11 protein-coding genes are annotated in these 17,179 nt (G+C 53.0%); 5 read left to right on the top strand and 6 right to left on the bottom strand.

Going from position 1 to position 17,179, the window contains the following annotated elements:
- Positions 1-14 precede the first annotated feature (14 nt).
- Positions 15-1,943, bottom strand: a complete 1,929-nt coding sequence (gene dxs / locus LX66_RS03420) for a 1-deoxy-D-xylulose-5-phosphate synthase (RefSeq protein ID WP_145710483.1) — start codon at positions 1,941-1,943, stop codon at positions 15-17.
- A gap of 313 nt (positions 1,944-2,256) precedes the next feature.
- On the opposite strand from dxs, the gene LX66_RS03415 reads away from it, so the two are divergent.
- Positions 2,257-3,159 carry a sensor histidine kinase gene (locus tag LX66_RS03415; RefSeq protein WP_244620273.1) on the top strand — a complete coding sequence of 301 codons (903 nt, stop codon included), beginning with the start codon at positions 2,257-2,259 and terminating at the stop codon, positions 3,157-3,159.
- Positions 3,160-3,188: 29 nt separating this feature from the next.
- The gene (locus LX66_RS03410; RefSeq protein WP_145710481.1) at positions 3,189-3,917 is read left to right on the top strand and encodes a LytR/AlgR family response regulator transcription factor; all 729 of its coding nucleotides are present in this window, start codon (positions 3,189-3,191) and stop codon (positions 3,915-3,917) included.
- Positions 3,918-4,001: 84 nt separating this feature from the next.
- Here LX66_RS03410 and LX66_RS03405 read toward each other — a convergent pair whose 3' ends face one another.
- Entirely contained in the window at positions 4,002-4,757 is a 756-nt protein-coding gene (locus LX66_RS03405) for a phosphoglycerol geranylgeranyltransferase (protein WP_145710480.1), read from the bottom strand.
- A 594-nt stretch (positions 4,758-5,351) separates the two neighbouring features.
- On the opposite strand from LX66_RS03405, the gene LX66_RS03400 reads away from it, so the two are divergent.
- Positions 5,352-8,699 carry a vitamin B12-dependent ribonucleotide reductase gene (locus tag LX66_RS03400; RefSeq protein ID WP_145710479.1) on the top strand — a complete coding sequence of 1,116 codons (3,348 nt, stop codon included), beginning with the start codon at positions 5,352-5,354 and terminating at the stop codon, positions 8,697-8,699.
- A gap of 477 nt (positions 8,700-9,176) precedes the next feature.
- Here the strand turns inward: LX66_RS03400 and LX66_RS03395 are convergent, their stop codons facing one another.
- Positions 9,177-9,887 (bottom strand): Dph6-related ATP pyrophosphatase, encoded by a 711-nt coding sequence (locus tag LX66_RS03395; protein ID WP_211365976.1) that lies wholly within the window; start codon positions 9,885-9,887, stop codon positions 9,177-9,179.
- A 306-nt stretch (positions 9,888-10,193) separates the two neighbouring features.
- Between LX66_RS03395 and LX66_RS03390 the strand changes: the two genes are divergently transcribed.
- A complete protein-coding gene (locus LX66_RS03390) occupies positions 10,194-10,718 on the top strand; it encodes a hypothetical protein (RefSeq protein WP_145710477.1) in 525 nt (174 codons plus the stop codon).
- A gap of 35 nt (positions 10,719-10,753) precedes the next feature.
- Positions 10,754-11,233 (top strand): YcxB family protein, encoded by a 480-nt coding sequence (locus LX66_RS03385; protein ID WP_145710476.1) that lies wholly within the window; start codon positions 10,754-10,756, stop codon positions 11,231-11,233.
- A gap of 14 nt (positions 11,234-11,247) precedes the next feature.
- Here LX66_RS03385 and LX66_RS03380 read toward each other — a convergent pair whose 3' ends face one another.
- The 3 genes from LX66_RS03380 to LX66_RS03370 form a co-directional block, all read right to left on the bottom strand.
- A complete protein-coding gene (locus tag LX66_RS03380) occupies positions 11,248-11,982 on the bottom strand; it encodes a DUF2490 domain-containing protein (RefSeq protein WP_158642519.1) in 735 nt (244 codons plus the stop codon).
- A 262-nt stretch (positions 11,983-12,244) separates the two neighbouring features.
- The gene (locus tag LX66_RS03375; RefSeq protein ID WP_158642518.1) at positions 12,245-13,708 is read right to left on the bottom strand and encodes a SusD/RagB family nutrient-binding outer membrane lipoprotein; all 1,464 of its coding nucleotides are present in this window, start codon (positions 13,706-13,708) and stop codon (positions 12,245-12,247) included.
- A gap of 17 nt (positions 13,709-13,725) precedes the next feature.
- Positions 13,726-17,169 carry a SusC/RagA family TonB-linked outer membrane protein gene (locus LX66_RS03370; protein WP_145710473.1) on the bottom strand — a complete coding sequence of 1,148 codons (3,444 nt, stop codon included), beginning with the start codon at positions 17,167-17,169 and terminating at the stop codon, positions 13,726-13,728.
- Positions 17,170-17,179 lie beyond the last annotated feature (10 nt).

The raw sequence follows: 17,179 nt of genomic DNA, 5'->3' as shown, positions 1-17,179 counted from the left end.
GATCGGTCGTTTGTTTATTCCATGATTACAGTGATCTTGCTTTTCAGCATGGCTCTTACGCCGGCGGCAATGGCGGGCGCATCGTAGCCGCATTCGCGGTGCAGCTCTTCCGGTTTGCCATGTTCTATGATGCGGTCGGGGATGCCCAGCATCCTTACTTCCGCCTGGTAGCCGTTCATGGCCATAAATTCCAGTATGGCGCTGCCAAAACCACCGGGCAGGGCGGCGTCCTCCACGGTGATCACTTTATTGAAACGCTGGAATACCTCGTGCAGCATGGCCGTGTCCAGCGGCTTTACAAATCGCATGTCGTAGTGGGCCGGTTGCAGGCCGTCGGCCAGCAGCTCCTTGCAGGCTTCGGCCACAAAATTGCCCGGGTGCCCGATGGAGAGGATAGCGATATCCTTCCCGTCGCGGATCTTCCGGCCGGTGCCGATCTTTATTTCCCGGAAAGGCTGGCGCCAGTCAGCCATTACGCCTTGTCCGCGCGGATAACGGATCACAAAAGGCGCCTGGTTATCCGGCAACTGGGCGGTGTACATCAGGTTGCGCAGCTCTTCCTCGTTCATGGGCGCGCTCACCACCAGGTTGGGGATGCAGCGCATGTAGGCGATATCGTAAGCGCCATGATGGGTAGGGCCGTCATCACCTACCAGGCCGGCGCGGTCCAGGCAGAAGATCACGGGTAGCTGCTGGATAGCTACATCGTGCACCACCTGGTCATAGGCCCTTTGCATGAAGGAGGAGTAGATATTGCAGAACACCCGCATACCCTGCGTGGCCAGGCCGGCGGAGAGGGTAACGGCGTGCTGTTCGCAGATGCCCACGTCTATGGCGCGGTCAGGCATCTTTTCCATCATGAACTTCAGGGAGGAGCCGGAAGGCATGGCGGGCGTAATGCCCATGATCTTGTCATTCTGCTCCGCCAGTTCTATAATGGTGTGCCCGAAAACGTCCTGGTACTTGGGGGGCTGCGGCGTGGTGACCGGTTTCTTGAATATTTCCCCGGTAATCTTGTCAAATAGTCCCGGCGCGTGCCAGGTGGTCTGGTCCTGTTCTGCCAGTGCGTATCCCTTGCCTTTGGTGGTAACGATATGCAGCAGTTTGGGGCCCGGAATATCTTTCAGGTCCTGCAGGGTATCTACCAGCTTCATGATGTTATGCCCGTCAATAGGCCCGAAATAGCGCAGTTTGAAGGATTCAAATATGTTGCTGGAGCTGGATACCATGCCTTTTAGGCTGGCTTCCAGCTTGGAGGCCATTTCACGGGTAAAGCGCTTGCCTACGGGCAGCTTGCCCAGCAGGTGCCATACATCGTCCCGCAGCTTGTTATAGGTGTGAGAGGTGGTAATGTCCGTTAAATATTCTTTCAGCGCGCCCACATTGGGATCTATGGACATGCAGTTGTCGTTCAGGATGATCAGCACGTTGGCGTTGGCCACTCCTGCATGGTTCAGCGCTTCAAAGGCCATACCGGCGGTCATGGCGCCGTCGCCTATCACGGCAATATGCTGCCGGTCATGCTCGCCCTTGCGCTGGGAGGCAATAGCCATGCCCAGTGCGGCGGAAATGGAGGTGGAGGAGTGCCCTACGCCGAAAGTATCGTAAGGGCTTTCGTCCCGTTTGGGAAAACCGCTGATGCCTTTGTACTTCCGGTTGGTATGGAACACTTCCCGGCGGCCGGTGAGTATCTTATGGCCATAAGCCTGGTGGCCTACGTCCCATACCAGTTGGTCGTAAGGGGTATTGAACACGTAATGCAGGGCCGTGGTCAGCTCTACAACGCCCAGGCTGGCCCCGAAGTGGCCGCCATGCACACTTACTACATCAATAATATACTGGCGCAGCTCTTCGCATACCTGGTGAAGCTGTTCCTTGCTGAATTTCCGCAGGTCAGCGGGGTATTTTATCTGGCCGAGCAGCGGACCGGGTGTTATGTTCATAATTGTGTCCGGATCAGGGTTTGTTATTAAACTTAAGCAAAAATAAGCAAAAAGGCAATAGTGAAGGTGGATTTTCGCCCTTCACCCCGCACTAACGCCATTGATAACATTTGCTTTCAGGTGGGTAGCGCCGTATGGTATTTTTGAAATAAAGCGACAGTTTACTAATTTCAGATTGATGTTTAAACATATATCAAAATATTGGTGGTGCCAGATATTGGGATGGTCGGCATATTTTGTTATAAATGTATTTTTTGCTTACTCTTTCAGTGGCAAGGTAGAAGCTTCCTTTCTCATTAACATTACCATTTTAATGGCCTTCGGGCTTTTGTCCACACACCTGCTCCGCAATGTGATCAACCGTCAGAACTGGTTCCAGTACAGCTTTGAAAAGCAGGTGCTCTTGTTCTTTGCATTGATCGTAGGCACCGGGGTGATGATCTACCTGGGCTCCACGGCGGTCAGCAATTTTTTCCGGCAGCCGGACCACCGTAAAGTATTCTCGGGGCAGGAAGTGGTAAGGAATTTATTGTCCAACTGCCTGATCACCGCCATCTGGTGGCTTATTTATTTTATCTGGCATTACGTGGACAGGAGCCGGAATACCCAGGTGGACAAGCTGAAGCTGGAAAGCACCGTAAAGGAGCTGGAGCTGAAGACCATTAAGTCCCAGTTGAACCCCCACTTTATTTTTAACGCCCTGAACAGCATACGCGCCCTGGTGGATGAGAACCCCCAGCGGGCCAGAACGGCCATTACAGAGCTGTCCAACATCCTCCGCAGCTCCATGCAGGTGGAAAAGGTGGAGACGGTGAGCCTGGAAAACGAGCTGAATATTGTAAAAGATTACCTTGCATTGGAGAACATCCGGTTTGAGGAACGGCTGAAGGTACAATACGACATTGACCCGGATACGCTGGAGTTGCCCATACCGCCGCTAATGCTGCAAACACTGGTGGAAAACGCCATCAAGCACGGCATTTCCAGGATGGTGAGCGGCGGCGTGGTGCGCATCAGCTCCCATGTGCGGCAAATGCAGCATGAGATCACCATAGAGAACACCGGCCAGATACTGGAGAACAATGACGGGCAGGGCTTCGGGCTGCAAAGCACCCGGCAGCGGCTGAGCCTCCTGTTTGGCAGCAGGGCCTCTTTTGAGATATACAACAAAAATGAACAAACGGTAGAGGCCAAAGTGCTGATGCCGTTGATATAGGAGTCATCAACCAAATTAATTAGTAACAGATGAAAAAAGCGTTAATAATTGACGATGAGCGCCTGGCCAGGAGCGAGCTAAAGAAATTGCTGGCCGATCATCCCGAAATAGTGGTAGTAGGGGAAGCAGTGAACGCTAAAGACGGGTTGGAAAAGATAGAAACGCTGCACCCTGACCTGCTGTTCCTGGACATCCAAATGCCTGACAAAACAGGATTTGACCTGCTGGCCGAACTGGAAAGAACGCCCCAGGTGATATTTACCACGGCATACGATGAGCATGCCCTCAAGGCGTTTGAGTACAATGCGCTGGACTACCTGCTGAAGCCCATAGAGCCCAAGCGCCTGGCAGACGCTATTCACAAGCTGCACCAGCAGGAAGAGAAAGAGCGGCAGGCGGCTGCGGGCGGCATGCGCACCATCCTGTCCGAGCACGACCAGGTGTTTGTAAAGGACGGGGACCGCTGCTGGTTCGTAAAGCTGCAGGAAATACGGCTGTTTGAAAGCGTGGGCAACTATGCCAGGGTATACTTTGAGAATAACAAACCCTTGATACTGAAGTCATTAAATGCGCTGGAAGAGCGGCTGGACGAGCGGACCTTTTTCCGGGCTAACCGCAAGCATATCGTGAACCTGCGCATGATAGAAAAGATAGATACCTACTTTAACGGCGGGCTATTGCTGGAAATGCGCGGCGGGGAGAAAATAGAGGTGAGCCGCCGGCAGGCCGTAAAGTTCAAGGAAATGATGAGCCTCTGAAGAGCAGTTAGCGTTTGGCTGTCAGCGATCGAAAGTGAATAATTTTCACGCCTTCGCTAACAGCTAAGCGCTAATAGCTGATAGCTATATTTTCACCGGTGCGGAGTGCACCGCGTCTGCAATCTCTTTTATCAGGGAAATGTCCTTCTCGATGGCATTGCCCACCACGATCACATCTGCGCCGGCCTTGCAATCCAGGTAGGCCTTTTCCGCATCGCGTATGCCGCCGCCCACAATAATGGGCACACTTACCTGGCTGGCCACCCGGTTGATCATGGTTTCCGTAATGGGCTCGCGGGCGCCGCTGCCGGCATCCATATACACCAGTTTCAGGCCCAGCATTTCACCGGCCATGGCGGTGCACATGGCAATATCGTCTTTATCGGAAGGAATGGGAGTCGTATTACTAATATAGGACACCGTGGTAGGGGCGCCGCCGTCAATCACCATATACCCGGTAGGGATCACTTCCAGCCCGCTGCGCTTTACAGCCGCTGCAGATACTACATGCTGGCCGATCAGCAGCTCCGGGTTCCGGCCGGATATGACGGAAAGGTAAAGCAGGGCATCCGCATACCGGGATACCTGGGTGGGGCTGCCCGGGAACAATACCACGGGAATATTGCAACTGGCCTTCAGCCGCTGCACGCATTCATCGAGGTGTTGGGTAATAACCAGACTTCCGCCCAGGAATATATAGTCTACCTTTGCAGCAGCGCACTTGGCGGCAAGGTCGGTGATCCCGGCAGGGGTGACCTTATCCGGATCAATCAGGACTGCAAACGACTTTGTACCTTTTGCTTTTCTTTCGGTGAAAGAAGTGTATAGTTTTTTGTACATCTATTTAAACTGGTCCGTTAGGTAAAATTTGAAAGCACATCACAACTGTACATTCATCAAGCGTTGTTCCGGTTGTCGCAAATGTATAAAAAAATCGGTAATAAGTCACTAAGTCACATTGTAGAATAGTTAAATATGCATGACGTTCATTTTTTATAGGAAGGTGCGTGCACAGCCCTGCCGTTCTGACCGCGCCTTTCCTGCCTGTATAGCAAGGTTTGGGCCATTTTTTGGTTATGCACAATCCTAAGATACTGATATTTATAGCGTTTATTGTAAGGGAACCGGCCTGTAGCTACAGGCTTGCAGGTGTATAGCAGAAGGTTTCTCAATTATCCACAAGCTGTGTATAAGAAAAAGCGCCTATCGTAAATTTAAAAAATTATTTTAGCAATACACCAGGTTCACAGAAAAATCTTATTGTTAAATCTCCAAGCGAATTAGGACACATGAAACCGAGCATCTCATATGCTGCTTACACCTGGACTACCCGCCTGGCGGGTTTGATAAACACCAAATAACGCAAATTGCTGCATATGGGTGTTATGTGAATGCGAGGTTCCCGTCCTGCCAATGGAAAAAATACTTAAACGGATGAAACAGGCTAATGACAAAGGCGGCCTCGGATTTTCCCGCCACTTCACCAAAGAGGGAGTAAGCCCCTATGACCAGTTTGAATACGAGCTTCGTTCATCGGTAATCCGTAATCCCGGGGGGGATGTGGTGTTCGAAATGAACAATGTAGAGGTACCGAAAGCATGGTCCCAGATAGCGACAGACATACTGGCGCAGAAATATTTCCGCAAAGCGGGCGTACCCCAGGCAGACGGCTCCCTGGGACGGGAAACATCCGTAAAACAGGTAGTGCACCGCATGGCCAACTGCTGGCGGGTATGGGGGGAGCGCGGCGGCTATTTTGCCAGTGAAAAAGATGCCCGGGTGTTTTACGAAGAGCTGGCCTACTGTATGCTGAACCAGGCATGCGTGCCCAACTCTCCCCAGTGGTTCAATACCGGCCTGCACGAAAGCTACGGCATTACCGGCAAGCCCCAGGGCCACTATTTTGTGAACCCCGCTACCGGCCAGGTGGAAAAGTCCACCTCCGCCTACGAACGACCTCAACCGCATGCCTGTTTTATCCTGAGCGTAGGCGACGACCTGGTGAATGACGGCGGTATCATGGACCTGTGGATGCGGGAAGCCCGCATTTTCAAATATGGCTCCGGCGTGGGCACCAATTTCTCCAGCATCCGGGGAGAAGGGGAAAAGCTGGGCGGTGGCGGCACCTCCAGCGGCCTGATGAGCTTCCTGAAAATAGGCGACCGGGCTGCCGGCGCCATCAAGTCCGGCGGCACTACCCGGCGGGCAGCCAAAATGGTGTGCCTGGACCTGGACCACCCGGAAATACTGGAGTTCATTAACTGGAAGGTAGAAGAGGAAAAGAAAGTAGCCGCCCTGATCGCTGCCGGCTATTCCTCTGATTATGAAGGGGAAGCCTACCGTACGGTTTCCGGCCAGAACTCCAATAACTCCGTACGCATCCCCAACAGCTTCTTCCACCGGCTGGAAGAAGACGGGGACTGGGAGCTGAAGGCCCGCACCACGGGCAAACCCATGAAAACGGTAAAAGCCAGGGAGCTGTGGGACCAGATCGCCTATGCCGCCTGGCGCTGCGCCGATCCCGGCACCCAATACGATACCACCATCAACGAATGGCATACCTGTCCGCAGGGCGGGCGCATCAACGCTTCCAATCCCTGCTCCGAATACATGTTCCTGGACAATACCGCCTGCAACCTGGCATCCGTGAACCTGCGGCGCTTCTTTGACGAGGAAAAGAACCTGTTTGACGTACCCGGCTTCGAATATACCGTGCGCCTGTGGACGGTAGTGCTGGAAATATCCGTGCACATGGCCCAGTTCCCCTCCCGCGAGGTGGCGCAACTGAGCTACGAATACCGCACCCTGGGCCTGGGCTTCGCCAACCTGGGCTCCATGCTCATGGTAAGCGGCATTGCTTACGACAGCGAAGAAGCCAGGGGTATTGCCGGCGCCATTACCGCTATCATGACCGGCGTGTCTTATAAAACATCCGCCGAGATGGCCGGCCACCTGGGCGCCTTCCCCAGGTTTGCCGAAAACCGGGAAGACATGCTGCGGGTAATGCGCAACCACCGCGCGGCCGCTTATGACGCCACGGATGCCTACGAAGGGCTGGAAATAAAGCCGCAGGGCATCAACGCCCGCTACTGCCCCAACTACCTGCTGAAAGCAGCCACCAAGGCCTGGGATGATGCGGTGAAGCTGGGCGAAAAGAACGGCTACCGCAATGCGCAGGCCACCGTAATAGCGCCTACCGGCACCATAGGGCTGGTAATGGATTGCGATACCACCGGCGTAGAGCCCGACTTTGCCCTGGTAAAATTCAAGAAACTGAGCGGCGGCGGCTATTTCAAGATCATTAACCAGAGCATACCCACGGCCCTGCAAAACCTGGGTTACAAGCCCAACGAGATCAAGGCCATCGTGGATTATGCCAAAGGGGCCGGCAGCTTTGCAGGCGCGCCTTATATCAACCATCAGTCCCTGAGCGAGAAAGGATTCATTGCAGAAGAGATGAAGAAGCTGGATACGGCTGTGGCCTCCTCTTTCGATATCTCTTTTGTATTCAACGTATATACCCTGGGCGAAGAATGCCTGCAAAGGCTGGGCTACAAGCCGGAACAGTATTTCAGCATGGAATTCAGCCTGCTGCATGAGCTGGGCTTTACCGATGAGCAGATAGAAGCCGCCAATGACTATGTATGCGGCACCATGACCGTAGAAGGCGCGCCCTACCTGAAGCCGGAGCACCTCCCGGTATTTGACTGCGCCAACAAGTGCGGCAAAAAGGGAGAGCGCTACATCCACCCGCACGGGCATATCCGCATGATGGCGGCTACCCAGCCCTTTATTTCCGGGGCTATCTCCAAAACCATCAACCTGCCCAACGAGGCCACGGTGGCGGAAATAGAGGATGCCTACAAACTGAGCTGGGAGCTGGGCCTGAAAGCCTGCGCCCTGTACCGCGATGGCTCCAAGCTGAGCCAGCCGCTCAGCAACAAGAGCGACAAGAAGAAAAAGACCGAGGCTGCCGGGGAAAGCAAGGAAACGGCGGCCGCCCAGATCATAGACCTGAACCAGCTCACCATTGACGAGCTGCTGGAGGAAGTGGGCAAGCGCATGCAGGCCAGCCCGGACACCACCCTGAAACGGCAACTGTCCCGCATTATAGAGCGTAAAACGCTGCCGGCCAAGCGCCGGGGCTTTACCCAGAAGGCCAAAGTAGGCGGGCAGGCCATTTTCCTGCGCACCGGCGAGTACGGCGACGGCACCCTGGGCGAGATCTTCATAGACCTGGCCAAGGAAGGCTCCACCCTGCGCAGCCTCATGAACTGCTTTGCCATAGCCGTGTCTGTGGGGCTGCAGTATGGGGTGCCGCTGGAAGAGTTCGTGGACAAGTTCGTGTTCACCCGCTTTGAGCCGGCCGGTATGGTAGACCATCCCAACATCAAATCAGCCACATCGCTGATCGATTATATATTCCGGGTGCTGGGCTACGAGTACCTGGGCAGGACAGACCTGGTGCATGTACTGGATGCGCCCGGCAATACCGGCGAGGAAGACGGGGACGATACCGTTGCTCCTTCCCAGCCCTCCCTGTCCAATGTGCGGGTGACCCTGCTGAGCGGCGGCAATGCCAAACCGAATACCGCCGCTTCCAAAACGGTAAAGCAGCAGGCCCTGGCCAGCCAGCCGCACAGCAGTGAAAGCGAGACACAGGATTATATGCGCAGCATGCAAAGCGATGCGCCGGCCTGCAATACCTGCGGCCATATTACCGTGCGCTCCGGTACCTGCTACAAGTGCCTGAACTGCGGGAACAGCATGGGATGTAGCTGAAGCCGCTACCAGCGGGGCCTTGTTAATGATTTGTTATTCTTGCCGGAAAATTTCAAAGAAAATTAACATGCACGTACATTTGTATTCAAATAGGGTTTTCATAGGATAGTAACAAATTGAGGGCGCCTTTCTAGGTGCCCTTACTATTTCCAGACCTGTCAGGTTGCTAAAGACCTGACAGGTCTTTTTCTTTTTCCCTGCTCCGGATCATTTCCCTTTTTCTCTTTTGATTATTTTCAAAAAGACGCCTCTTATTTTATTTTTTATTAATATTTGGGGCGTGATTTTAAGGCATTTCCAAATCTTTAACATACCTATAACAGCATTACAGATTTTTATTATATTTGTTATGTATTAATTTTTATTATGGTTACTGTCCTATGAAAAACCAAATATTTCTACAAGCATGACTCTTCATGCACTGTAAATGACTCTCGAAAGCAATGGTTCATCCATTGCTTTTGTTTTTTTATCATGTTAGAAGGCTAAAGGCAATAACTCTTTGAAATAGAACCGGTTATCCCAGTTCGCTGCCTGCCCGGCAGGGGCGTCGCTTTGGCCGGAGGGGGCGTATACGCGCTCCACCGTATCCCCCGGGGTAAAGCTTACCGGGGCGCGGAACAGGGGACCGTCAAAAACGAAGGTGTGAAACTCGCCGTTCTCCCCGCAGGGATCTACTTCCGGCGGCAGGTCGGCCAGGAACTGCTCGTTTATGATCCTGCCGGCAAAGCTGGCATCCAGGTAGCGGGCATTGGCGCACACCACGATGGCTTTGAAGCCCGCCTGTATCATTTGCAGCAGCAGGGAACGGCTGTTTTGCCGCCAGAGGGGAAATACGCCCTGCATGCCTGCCCGGGCCAACTGCGTTTCCCGGTATTGCTTCAGGTCTTCCAGGAATATGTCGCCGAACACCGCATGGCGGATACCTTCCTGCACCATGGCCGCCATCTGTTCCTGCATCACCTGGTTGTAATCTTCCATAGAGGCGTGTTCCGGCAGGAAGGCCTTTTTCAGGGGGATGCCCGTTTGCCGGGCCTGTTCATCCAGCAGGGCTTCCTGCACGCCATGCATGGATACCCGTTTGTAACCGGCGCTGAGGGTGGTGAAGAGGTAGCGGACATCAAACCGGCCCTGCTGACGTAAGGTCCAGAGCGCGAAGCTGGCATCTTTGCCGCTGCTCCAGTTCATAAAAGCGGGAATCATGAGGAAAATTGATAATATTTGATATGTTAAATAATGTTAACATAAATGTAGGGCGATTTTGTTTTTTGGGTTTTATAAATTCTATTTTGTATTTTTAAAGTTGAAAATTTACCAATATGTAACCGGGCATGAAACCCATTTTACACAAAGGGCACTATCATGCGAGGTTCCATGAGGCCTTTCAAAAAGATAAAATATTAACGAATGAAACTAAGCATGCCAATATTTTTACAAAAATGTAGGGGAAACATGCGTAGTTTCATGTTCCCGCTCACATTAAAATACCCTCAGATGAAAGCGCTGTTGTTCCTGCTGATGGTAGTTTTTGCATCAGCCGCATCAGCTTACGCCACAGATGGTCATAAGACCGACAAGCCGGAGAAGTGCGACAACCACGAGAAATGTGATAATAACGACAAACCTACTGATACCAAGCCCGCCGTTAAAGCTACTGTAAAGCCCAGCCGGGTGGAAGAGTACGTATGGATGCTGAACCGGGAGGAGAGCAGCAGCGCCTTTGAAGAAGGCGAGCTGGAGAATGCTGTGGTGGACCTGTATAAGTGGTACCTGCAGAACGAAACAAAGATCAACAACAACGACTACCTGAAAGGCGGCGGTAAAGCGCTGGTATTTCCCTTTAAGGTAGATGTAAAAACGCTGCAACAATATTTCCAGTTTATCAAGAACAATTTCCCGGGACTGAGCGAAGATGACCTGGACAAGATCAGGAAACCGTTGGCCAGCCGGAAGAAATATGCACCTGTTACAGAACGGGATGATATGGAAAGCCCAATGTCCATTGCGGTTCCCAAGTAGTTCCAGTACCATAAAAAACTGTTTGCCTGGCCATAATGCACGTAGAGTTTAGCTATAACAAAGAGGATGTATTGCATGCATTGCGTTATCATTTTTTGCAGCGGGGGGAGATAAAGGTCTTTCGTAATACGCTGGCCATTCTGTTGCTGGCAGCCATTACCGGTTTCTTCTTCCGGGTGGTTACTCCTAATGCGCTTATTGGTATCATAGCTATGGTGGCCCTGATCGTATGGGCGTTCTGGTACCTGCTGCCGCTTTCTACCTACAACAAAGCGGCTACTTTCAAAGACAAGATCAAGCTGGGGTATTCCGAAGAGGGGCTGCTGATATCCACGCGCGCCAGCGATCACCAGCGGCAGCTATCCTGGAATAACTTTACACAACTGGTGGAAACCCGGAAATTCTTCTTCCTTTACCGGGATAAAAAATCCTTCCTGCTGATCCCTACCAGCGCTTTTGAAAACGAGGCGGCAAGGGACAGGTTCAGTGATTTAGCAAAAGAAAAGATCAGTTAATGTAAAGCACCTTATCACAGGGAAAAGTCATGCAGTACGGAGAACTGTACAATATGGTTCATGGCCTGGTCGCCGGAGGCGGATTGCTGGTAGTGGTTCATGTAGCCTACTTCCAGTTTTAGATTGGGCTTTACGGCGTAGCCGGGCGCTACCAGGAAACGGTTCTGGTCTATGAACTTGTCATTGATCTCGTTGCCCCAGAGGTTCATGAACAGCTCGTTCTGCAGGGCCAGGTAAAAGTTGGTGGGCTCCTGCTCCTTTTTAATGGGGAAGGTGGTGCGGTTAAAATAACGGAAACGGTTACCATATTTCCAGTTGCTTACTTTCAGCTCATCCCCGTTGCCGGTATGGGTTTTTTGCCCAACCCAGCGCTGTTCCAGCCTTACGCGGTGGACCATGGCGTAAGCAGGCGATCCCATTTTATAAATGAACTGCTGGTAAATGCGGTGCTCCGGTTGGTAGGCGTCAATGGCAGGGCTGTAGGTAGGGATATTGGCATATCCCAGCAGGTAGCCGGTGCGCTTGTTGGGAGCGTATTGCAGGCCGGCGCGCATCAGTATCTGTCCCTTATCGCTGAGGCCATCCCGCAGCCTTACCTGTACGTCAAACGGTACGGACCAGCGCTCGTTAATGCCGGCATTGCCAAAATAGGTATACCACTGCTGGTAGTAATGTGTCAGTTCCTGTGCCTGCAGGCCGGTGGCAACGGCGCAGCACAATAACAGTGAAATGCATATCTTTTTCATCATAGCCAAATTCATTTTTTCCAAAACGCTAAAGATAATATGAAACCGAGTATGATAAACATTTTTTTACACGGGAACATGTCAATGCGAGGTTTATCTCGTTCATTAATAATTTGATGGCCTCGATGCATCTTCGATGTCATCTGACCATTGAAAAGACAAATATGAACAGATGAAAAAAATTGCCGGAAAAGGAAAGGACCTTTCCGTTGTTTACGAAAAGGCCCTTTGCCAGGTGTCTAATACCCCCCAGTCATAATTGGCTTTACTGCATGTTCCACCATAATTTTACGCCCTTGGTATTCCCGCCGATGGCGGATGCCGCGGCCTGGTAGTTGGCAGTGTTCTGTTGCTGCTCGCTTACCAGGTAGGTGAGGCGGTAGGGCACATAGGTTACATTTTCGTCCAGCGAGCCGTCCAGGGGCGCGATGAACAGGGAATCGCCGCCGGGCTTTTTAAAGTCCAGCCGCAGTCTTTCAAACCATCCCTGCAGGCCCTGCGGGTACAGCGCCAGCCATTTCTGTGTGCCTATTACATTCTTCCAGTCATTGGCGTCATATGGCACCCGGGCCAGGTAAGCGCCGATGGAATCGGTATTGCTTACGCCCCAGTATTCCATGGATGCCCGCACGCCGGCTTCGTAATGGGTAGCCGCATCGGCGCCGGTGGCAAAGCCGCGGGCGGCTGCTTCGGCCAGTATAAAGGCTACTTCCGGGTAGGTCATCAGTATACCCGGCATGTCAGCAGCATAGATCTTTTTGCCGGGGAGAGAATAGTTGCTGGGCGGCAAACGGTTGGGATTGGTTTCAGAAGTGCCATATGCCAGGCCGCGGTAGGTGCTGTCGCCTGCCTTGCGGGCGTAAATACCCAGGCGCGGATCGCCGGTACTTTGCATATAGTCCACCAGCGTAGCACTTACAAAGAATTCTGTCAGCGGCCGGTCTGAGTCGTTATAAGGAAACTTATTAGGAGCGGTGGCCAGGTACTGGAACTGTGCGTTATCCGCATTGCCGGCCATAGCCTGCTGGTAGTTGGCGGCTATTACGGCCTGCGCCCTTGCAGGGTCAGCGTCTGCCATGCGGATGGCCAGGCGCAGCATCAGGGAGTGCGCCAGTTTTTTCCAGGCGTCCACGTTACCGTTATAGATCACATCGCCGGCATCAAAGCTGCCCTGGGCCGGGTCCATGGCAGCCGTTTGCGCCTGCAGGGTGTCCAGCAGGGCGTTGTAAATGGTTTGCGCATCGTCGTAAGCAGGCCGGATATTACCTTCTTCCTGCAAGGCTTCTGTATAAGGAATATTACCATATGCATCTGCCAGCACCTGGTATATCCAGGCCTTGAGTATATGCGCAATGGCGATCTGGTTGGGAGAAACCGGCGTAGGCTCGGCCCGGTTCATGGCGATGATCTCATCCAGGTTGTGCAGCGATATGCTGTACAGGTTGTTCCAGAGCGCTGCGTTAATACCTTCGTCCAGCAGGTAGCGGCTGTCGTTGGCTTTGTCATTACCGGTCCAGTATTGGGCGTAAGGCATGCCGATGCGCCCGTTCTGGGGGCCGGCATATATAATATCCATGGCGGATTTTTCCGCGCCTGTCAGCAGGTATTGCGGCTGCGTGGTAGTGGGCTTGGTCGGATCAACATTAATATCTTCCAGCTTCTGGCATCCCGTTGCCAGCAGGCATCCCAGCAAAAGATAGCAGCTATATTTCATATATCGTGTAAGCATTTCCATTAGTTTGTTGTTTAGAATGAAATATTCAGGTTCACCCCGTAAGAGCGCAGCGAGGGCAGCGCGCCGCCTTCAATACCCTGCACATTGGAGGCAGAGTTGGTAATGTTGGCGGGGTCCACATTCGGTGCGTTGGAGTGAATGAGCCAGAGGTTACGCCCGTACAGGGAGATGCGCGCCGCCTGTGCGCCTATCCTTTTGTACCATGACTCCGGAATATTATATCCCAGTTTTACTTCCCGCAGGTATACGTAGCTGGCATCGTACAGGTCGGCCTTGCTGATCACGTTACCGCCGTTCTGGCTGAAGTGGTCCTTGGCGGTGATCGGTACGGTGTTTTCCTTCCCGTCTTCTGTTACGCCCGGCACAATGATGCCATTCTCACGGATGCCGTTCTCGGCGGTCACATCCAGCAGGCCGGATTTTTTGCCATACAGGTTGGTGTAGGAGAAGAACTCGCCGCCGCTCTGGAAATCCACCAGCGCGGAAAGGTAGATGCCTTTGTAGGAGAAGGTGTTGTTCACACCGCCTATGAAGTCGGGATTCACATTACCGATCTCCTTTATTTCAGACACCCTGTAGTAACCATCTTCCGTTACCACTTTCCTGCCCTGCTCATCGTACACGTAGTCCGTGCCCATGATAGTACCCAGCGACTGGCCTACCAACGCTACTATAGACACTTTGTTGGTACGGCGGTCCGTAGCCAGCGTCAGCAGGTCCAGCGCGGTGTTGTACTGTTCTATATTCATGTCCAGCAACTTGTTGCGGTTGCGGGCAAAGTTGGCGTTGATATCCCAGCGGAAGCCTCCTTTCAGGCGGATGGGATTCAGGTTCAGTGCTACTTCAAATCCCTCGTTGCGCACATTGCCGCCGTTTACCACCATCGTGGTAAAGCCGGTAGCGGCGGGTATGGGCAGGGTAATGATCTGGTCCCGGGTATTACGGTTATAGTAGGTCAGGTCCAGCCCGATGCGGTTGTCCAGGAACTGCAGCTCCGTACCGAACTCATACTCCCGGGTACGTTCCGGCTTCAGGTCCGGATTGTTCTTGGTAGGCAGGAACTGGGTAACCGGGTTGCTGCCAAAAGGCGGTATAAAGGCATAAGTATCATACACCTGGTAAGGATCGGTATCGCTGCCCACGGCGGCTATACTCCCCCTTAGCTTACCGTAGTTCAGCCACTTCCATTTCAGGAGGTCGGAGAAGATGAAGGAAAGGGAAGCCGATGGATAGAAGTAAGGATTGTTGTCCACGTTAATAGTGGAGCTCCAGTCACTGCGCCCGGTCAGGTCCAGGAACAGCAGGTTCTTATAACCCAGCGTAGCGGTGGCAAAAGCGGAGTTGATCTGCTTTTCGTAATACTGGTCTATGGGCTGCGCGGGTTGTATGGAGTTGTTCAGGTTATACACACCCGGAATGATCAGGCCGTCTACGGTCTGCCCGCCGCTTACGGTCCATTTCCGGTGCATGATGTTGCCTCCCAGGGTAGCGTTCAGCGAGAACTCGCCAAACTCCTTGTCGATATCCGCTGTGAGCTGGTAGTTCATTTCACGGGAGTCGCGCAGGCGTTTCCGGTAAGATCCTTCAATATTGGGCTGCTGCGACATTCTTTCCTCTTCTGTTGAATTGTACTGGTCCATGAATACGCGCCCGCTCAGGCTCAGCCAGCTATTCACGGAATAATCCAGTCCGCCGAAGCCGAACAGGCGGTTGCGGGTGTCCGTTTCATAATCGCGGTAACGGTTCCAGTAGGGGCCATTGCTGAACGCCACGGTGGGATCGTCCCAGGACCGGCGGTTCCAGGTGATCTGTGACCCGTCCGGGTACACATAGTTTTTGGCCCTTTCAATATCGAGCTGCCGCTGCCCGTACATGGTGAACTGCAGGGTAGGATTGGGGCCGGTAAAACCGGTGCCCGGGCGGCCTTCCGCTTCCAGTATGCTGTAGTTGGCGGATACGGAGGCTGTTAAATTCTTGGCCAGTTGGTAGCTGCCGTTAAAGGAAAGGTTGTTGCGCGTCAGCGAAGAATTGGGCAATACGAAGCTCTGTTTCATATTACCGTAGGACAGGCGGAAGGAGCCTTTGTCATTGGAGCCGCCTACGGCGATATTGTTGGTCAGCGTATAGCCGGTCTTGTAAAAATCCTTTACATTATTGGGATGGGGGGACCAGGGAGCTGTTTTCCCGAAATCGGGATTGCCCTTATCCCGGTCCCATGACCAGTAGTGGCGTACCTGCCTGCCATCCAGCCGGGGGCCCCAGGATTCATCCGCATAGTACTGGGGCAGCAGGTCATAAGGTCCTTTACCGTTATTGTCATTATAGGTAGCGCTTTGCTCATTGAGGAATGCTTCCGGGTTTTGGTTGTAGTACACGGTATCAAAGCCGGTATAACCGCCGCCATACTGGTTCTGGTAGTTAGGCAGCACATACACCTGGTCTATCTGCGCATTGAGGCTGTAGGTAATGCCCAGCCCTCCGTCTACATCCGGCCTTTTCCTGGTGGTGATCTGCAGCACGCCGTTGGCCCCGCGGCTGCCATAAAGGGCGGTGGCGGCGGCTCCTTTCAGCACGGAAATATTCTCGATGTCCTCCGGGTTGATATCCTGTATGGGGCTGCCGTAATCGTAACCACCGCCGCCGTTTTGCTGCCCGGGATCATTCAGCACATTGTTCAGTACCGGTACGCCATCCACTACAATAAAGGCGTTGTTATCGCCCAGGATGGATTTATTACCGCGGATGGTCATCCTGGTAGAGCCGCCCATGGAGCCGGTATTGGTGCTTACCTGCAAACCGGCCACTTTGCCGGACAGGGCATTTACAAAGTTTACCTCCTTGGCTTCCTGTACGGCATTGCCGCTTACTTCCTGCAGGGCATAGCCTACCGCGCGGGGATTCTTTTTGATGCCCAGGGCGGTTACCACTACTTCCGACAGGGTTTTCTGCCCGGAAGCGGCCGAGGTAAGCACTACCGTCAGCGGTTGCTTGCTTTTTACCGGTACCTGCTGCTCCCCGTAGGTAGCGAGCGATACCAGGATGGTGTCACTGGTGGAGGCTTTAATGGAGAACTGGCCGGAAGGGTCGGACATAACGGCCTGGCCGGTGGCTTTATTCACTACCTGGGCCCCGGGGATAGGCGCATCTGCCGTATCCTGGACGGTGCCGGTAAGGGTGAAATTATTCATTTCCTGCCGGAGGGTGGCTGAATCGGCCGGTACGATCAATCCCGAATCCTGTGCGGGCCTGGTCGTTGTGTCCCTGCGGGTAGTATCCCTGCCGGTGGTGTCCGGCAGTATAAGATTGGCATTTTTTGCAGCAGTGTCTTTTTTGGTGGTATCCTGCCGTACTGTTGTATCTTGTCGTACCGGCGCAGTGGTATCCTGTTGCGCCTTGCCGGTATTACAATAGAAAACACAGCACAGCCCTAGCCCGGCGAGTACATGGCTTTTCATGATATGTAAT

Source organism: Chitinophaga japonensis (assembly GCF_007830125.1).
GTDB classification, from domain to species: Bacteria; Bacteroidota; Bacteroidia; order Chitinophagales; family Chitinophagaceae; genus Chitinophaga; species Chitinophaga japonensis.
This window is presented reverse-complemented; position numbering and strand designations above follow the sequence as displayed.

Bases quoted from the DNA above. Each gene is read 5' to 3' on its own strand.
- dxs (WP_145710483.1), bottom strand. From the start codon at position 1,943: ATGAACATAACACCCGGTCCGCTGCTCGGCCAGATAAAATACCCCGCT.
- LX66_RS03415 (WP_244620273.1), top strand. From the start codon at position 2,257: ATGGCCTTCGGGCTTTTGTCCACACACCTGCTCCGCAATGTGATCAAC.
- LX66_RS03410 (WP_145710481.1), top strand. From the start codon at position 3,189: ATGAAAAAAGCGTTAATAATTGACGATGAGCGCCTGGCCAGGAGCGAG.
- LX66_RS03405 (WP_145710480.1), bottom strand. From the start codon at position 4,757: ATGTACAAAAAACTATACACTTCTTTCACCGAAAGAAAAGCAAAAGGT.
- LX66_RS03400 (WP_145710479.1), top strand. From the start codon at position 5,352: ATGAAACAGGCTAATGACAAAGGCGGCCTCGGATTTTCCCGCCACTTC.
- LX66_RS03395 (WP_211365976.1), bottom strand. From the start codon at position 9,887: ATGAACTGGAGCAGCGGCAAAGATGCCAGCTTCGCGCTCTGGACCTTA.
- LX66_RS03390 (WP_145710477.1), top strand. From the start codon at position 10,194: ATGAAAGCGCTGTTGTTCCTGCTGATGGTAGTTTTTGCATCAGCCGCA.
- LX66_RS03385 (WP_145710476.1), top strand. From the start codon at position 10,754: ATGCACGTAGAGTTTAGCTATAACAAAGAGGATGTATTGCATGCATTG.
- LX66_RS03380 (WP_158642519.1), bottom strand. From the start codon at position 11,982: ATGATGAAAAAGATATGCATTTCACTGTTATTGTGCTGCGCCGTTGCC.
- LX66_RS03375 (WP_158642518.1), bottom strand. From the start codon at position 13,708: ATGCTTACACGATATATGAAATATAGCTGCTATCTTTTGCTGGGATGC.
- LX66_RS03370 (WP_145710473.1), bottom strand. From the start codon at position 17,169: ATGAAAAGCCATGTACTCGCCGGGCTAGGGCTGTGCTGTGTTTTCTAT.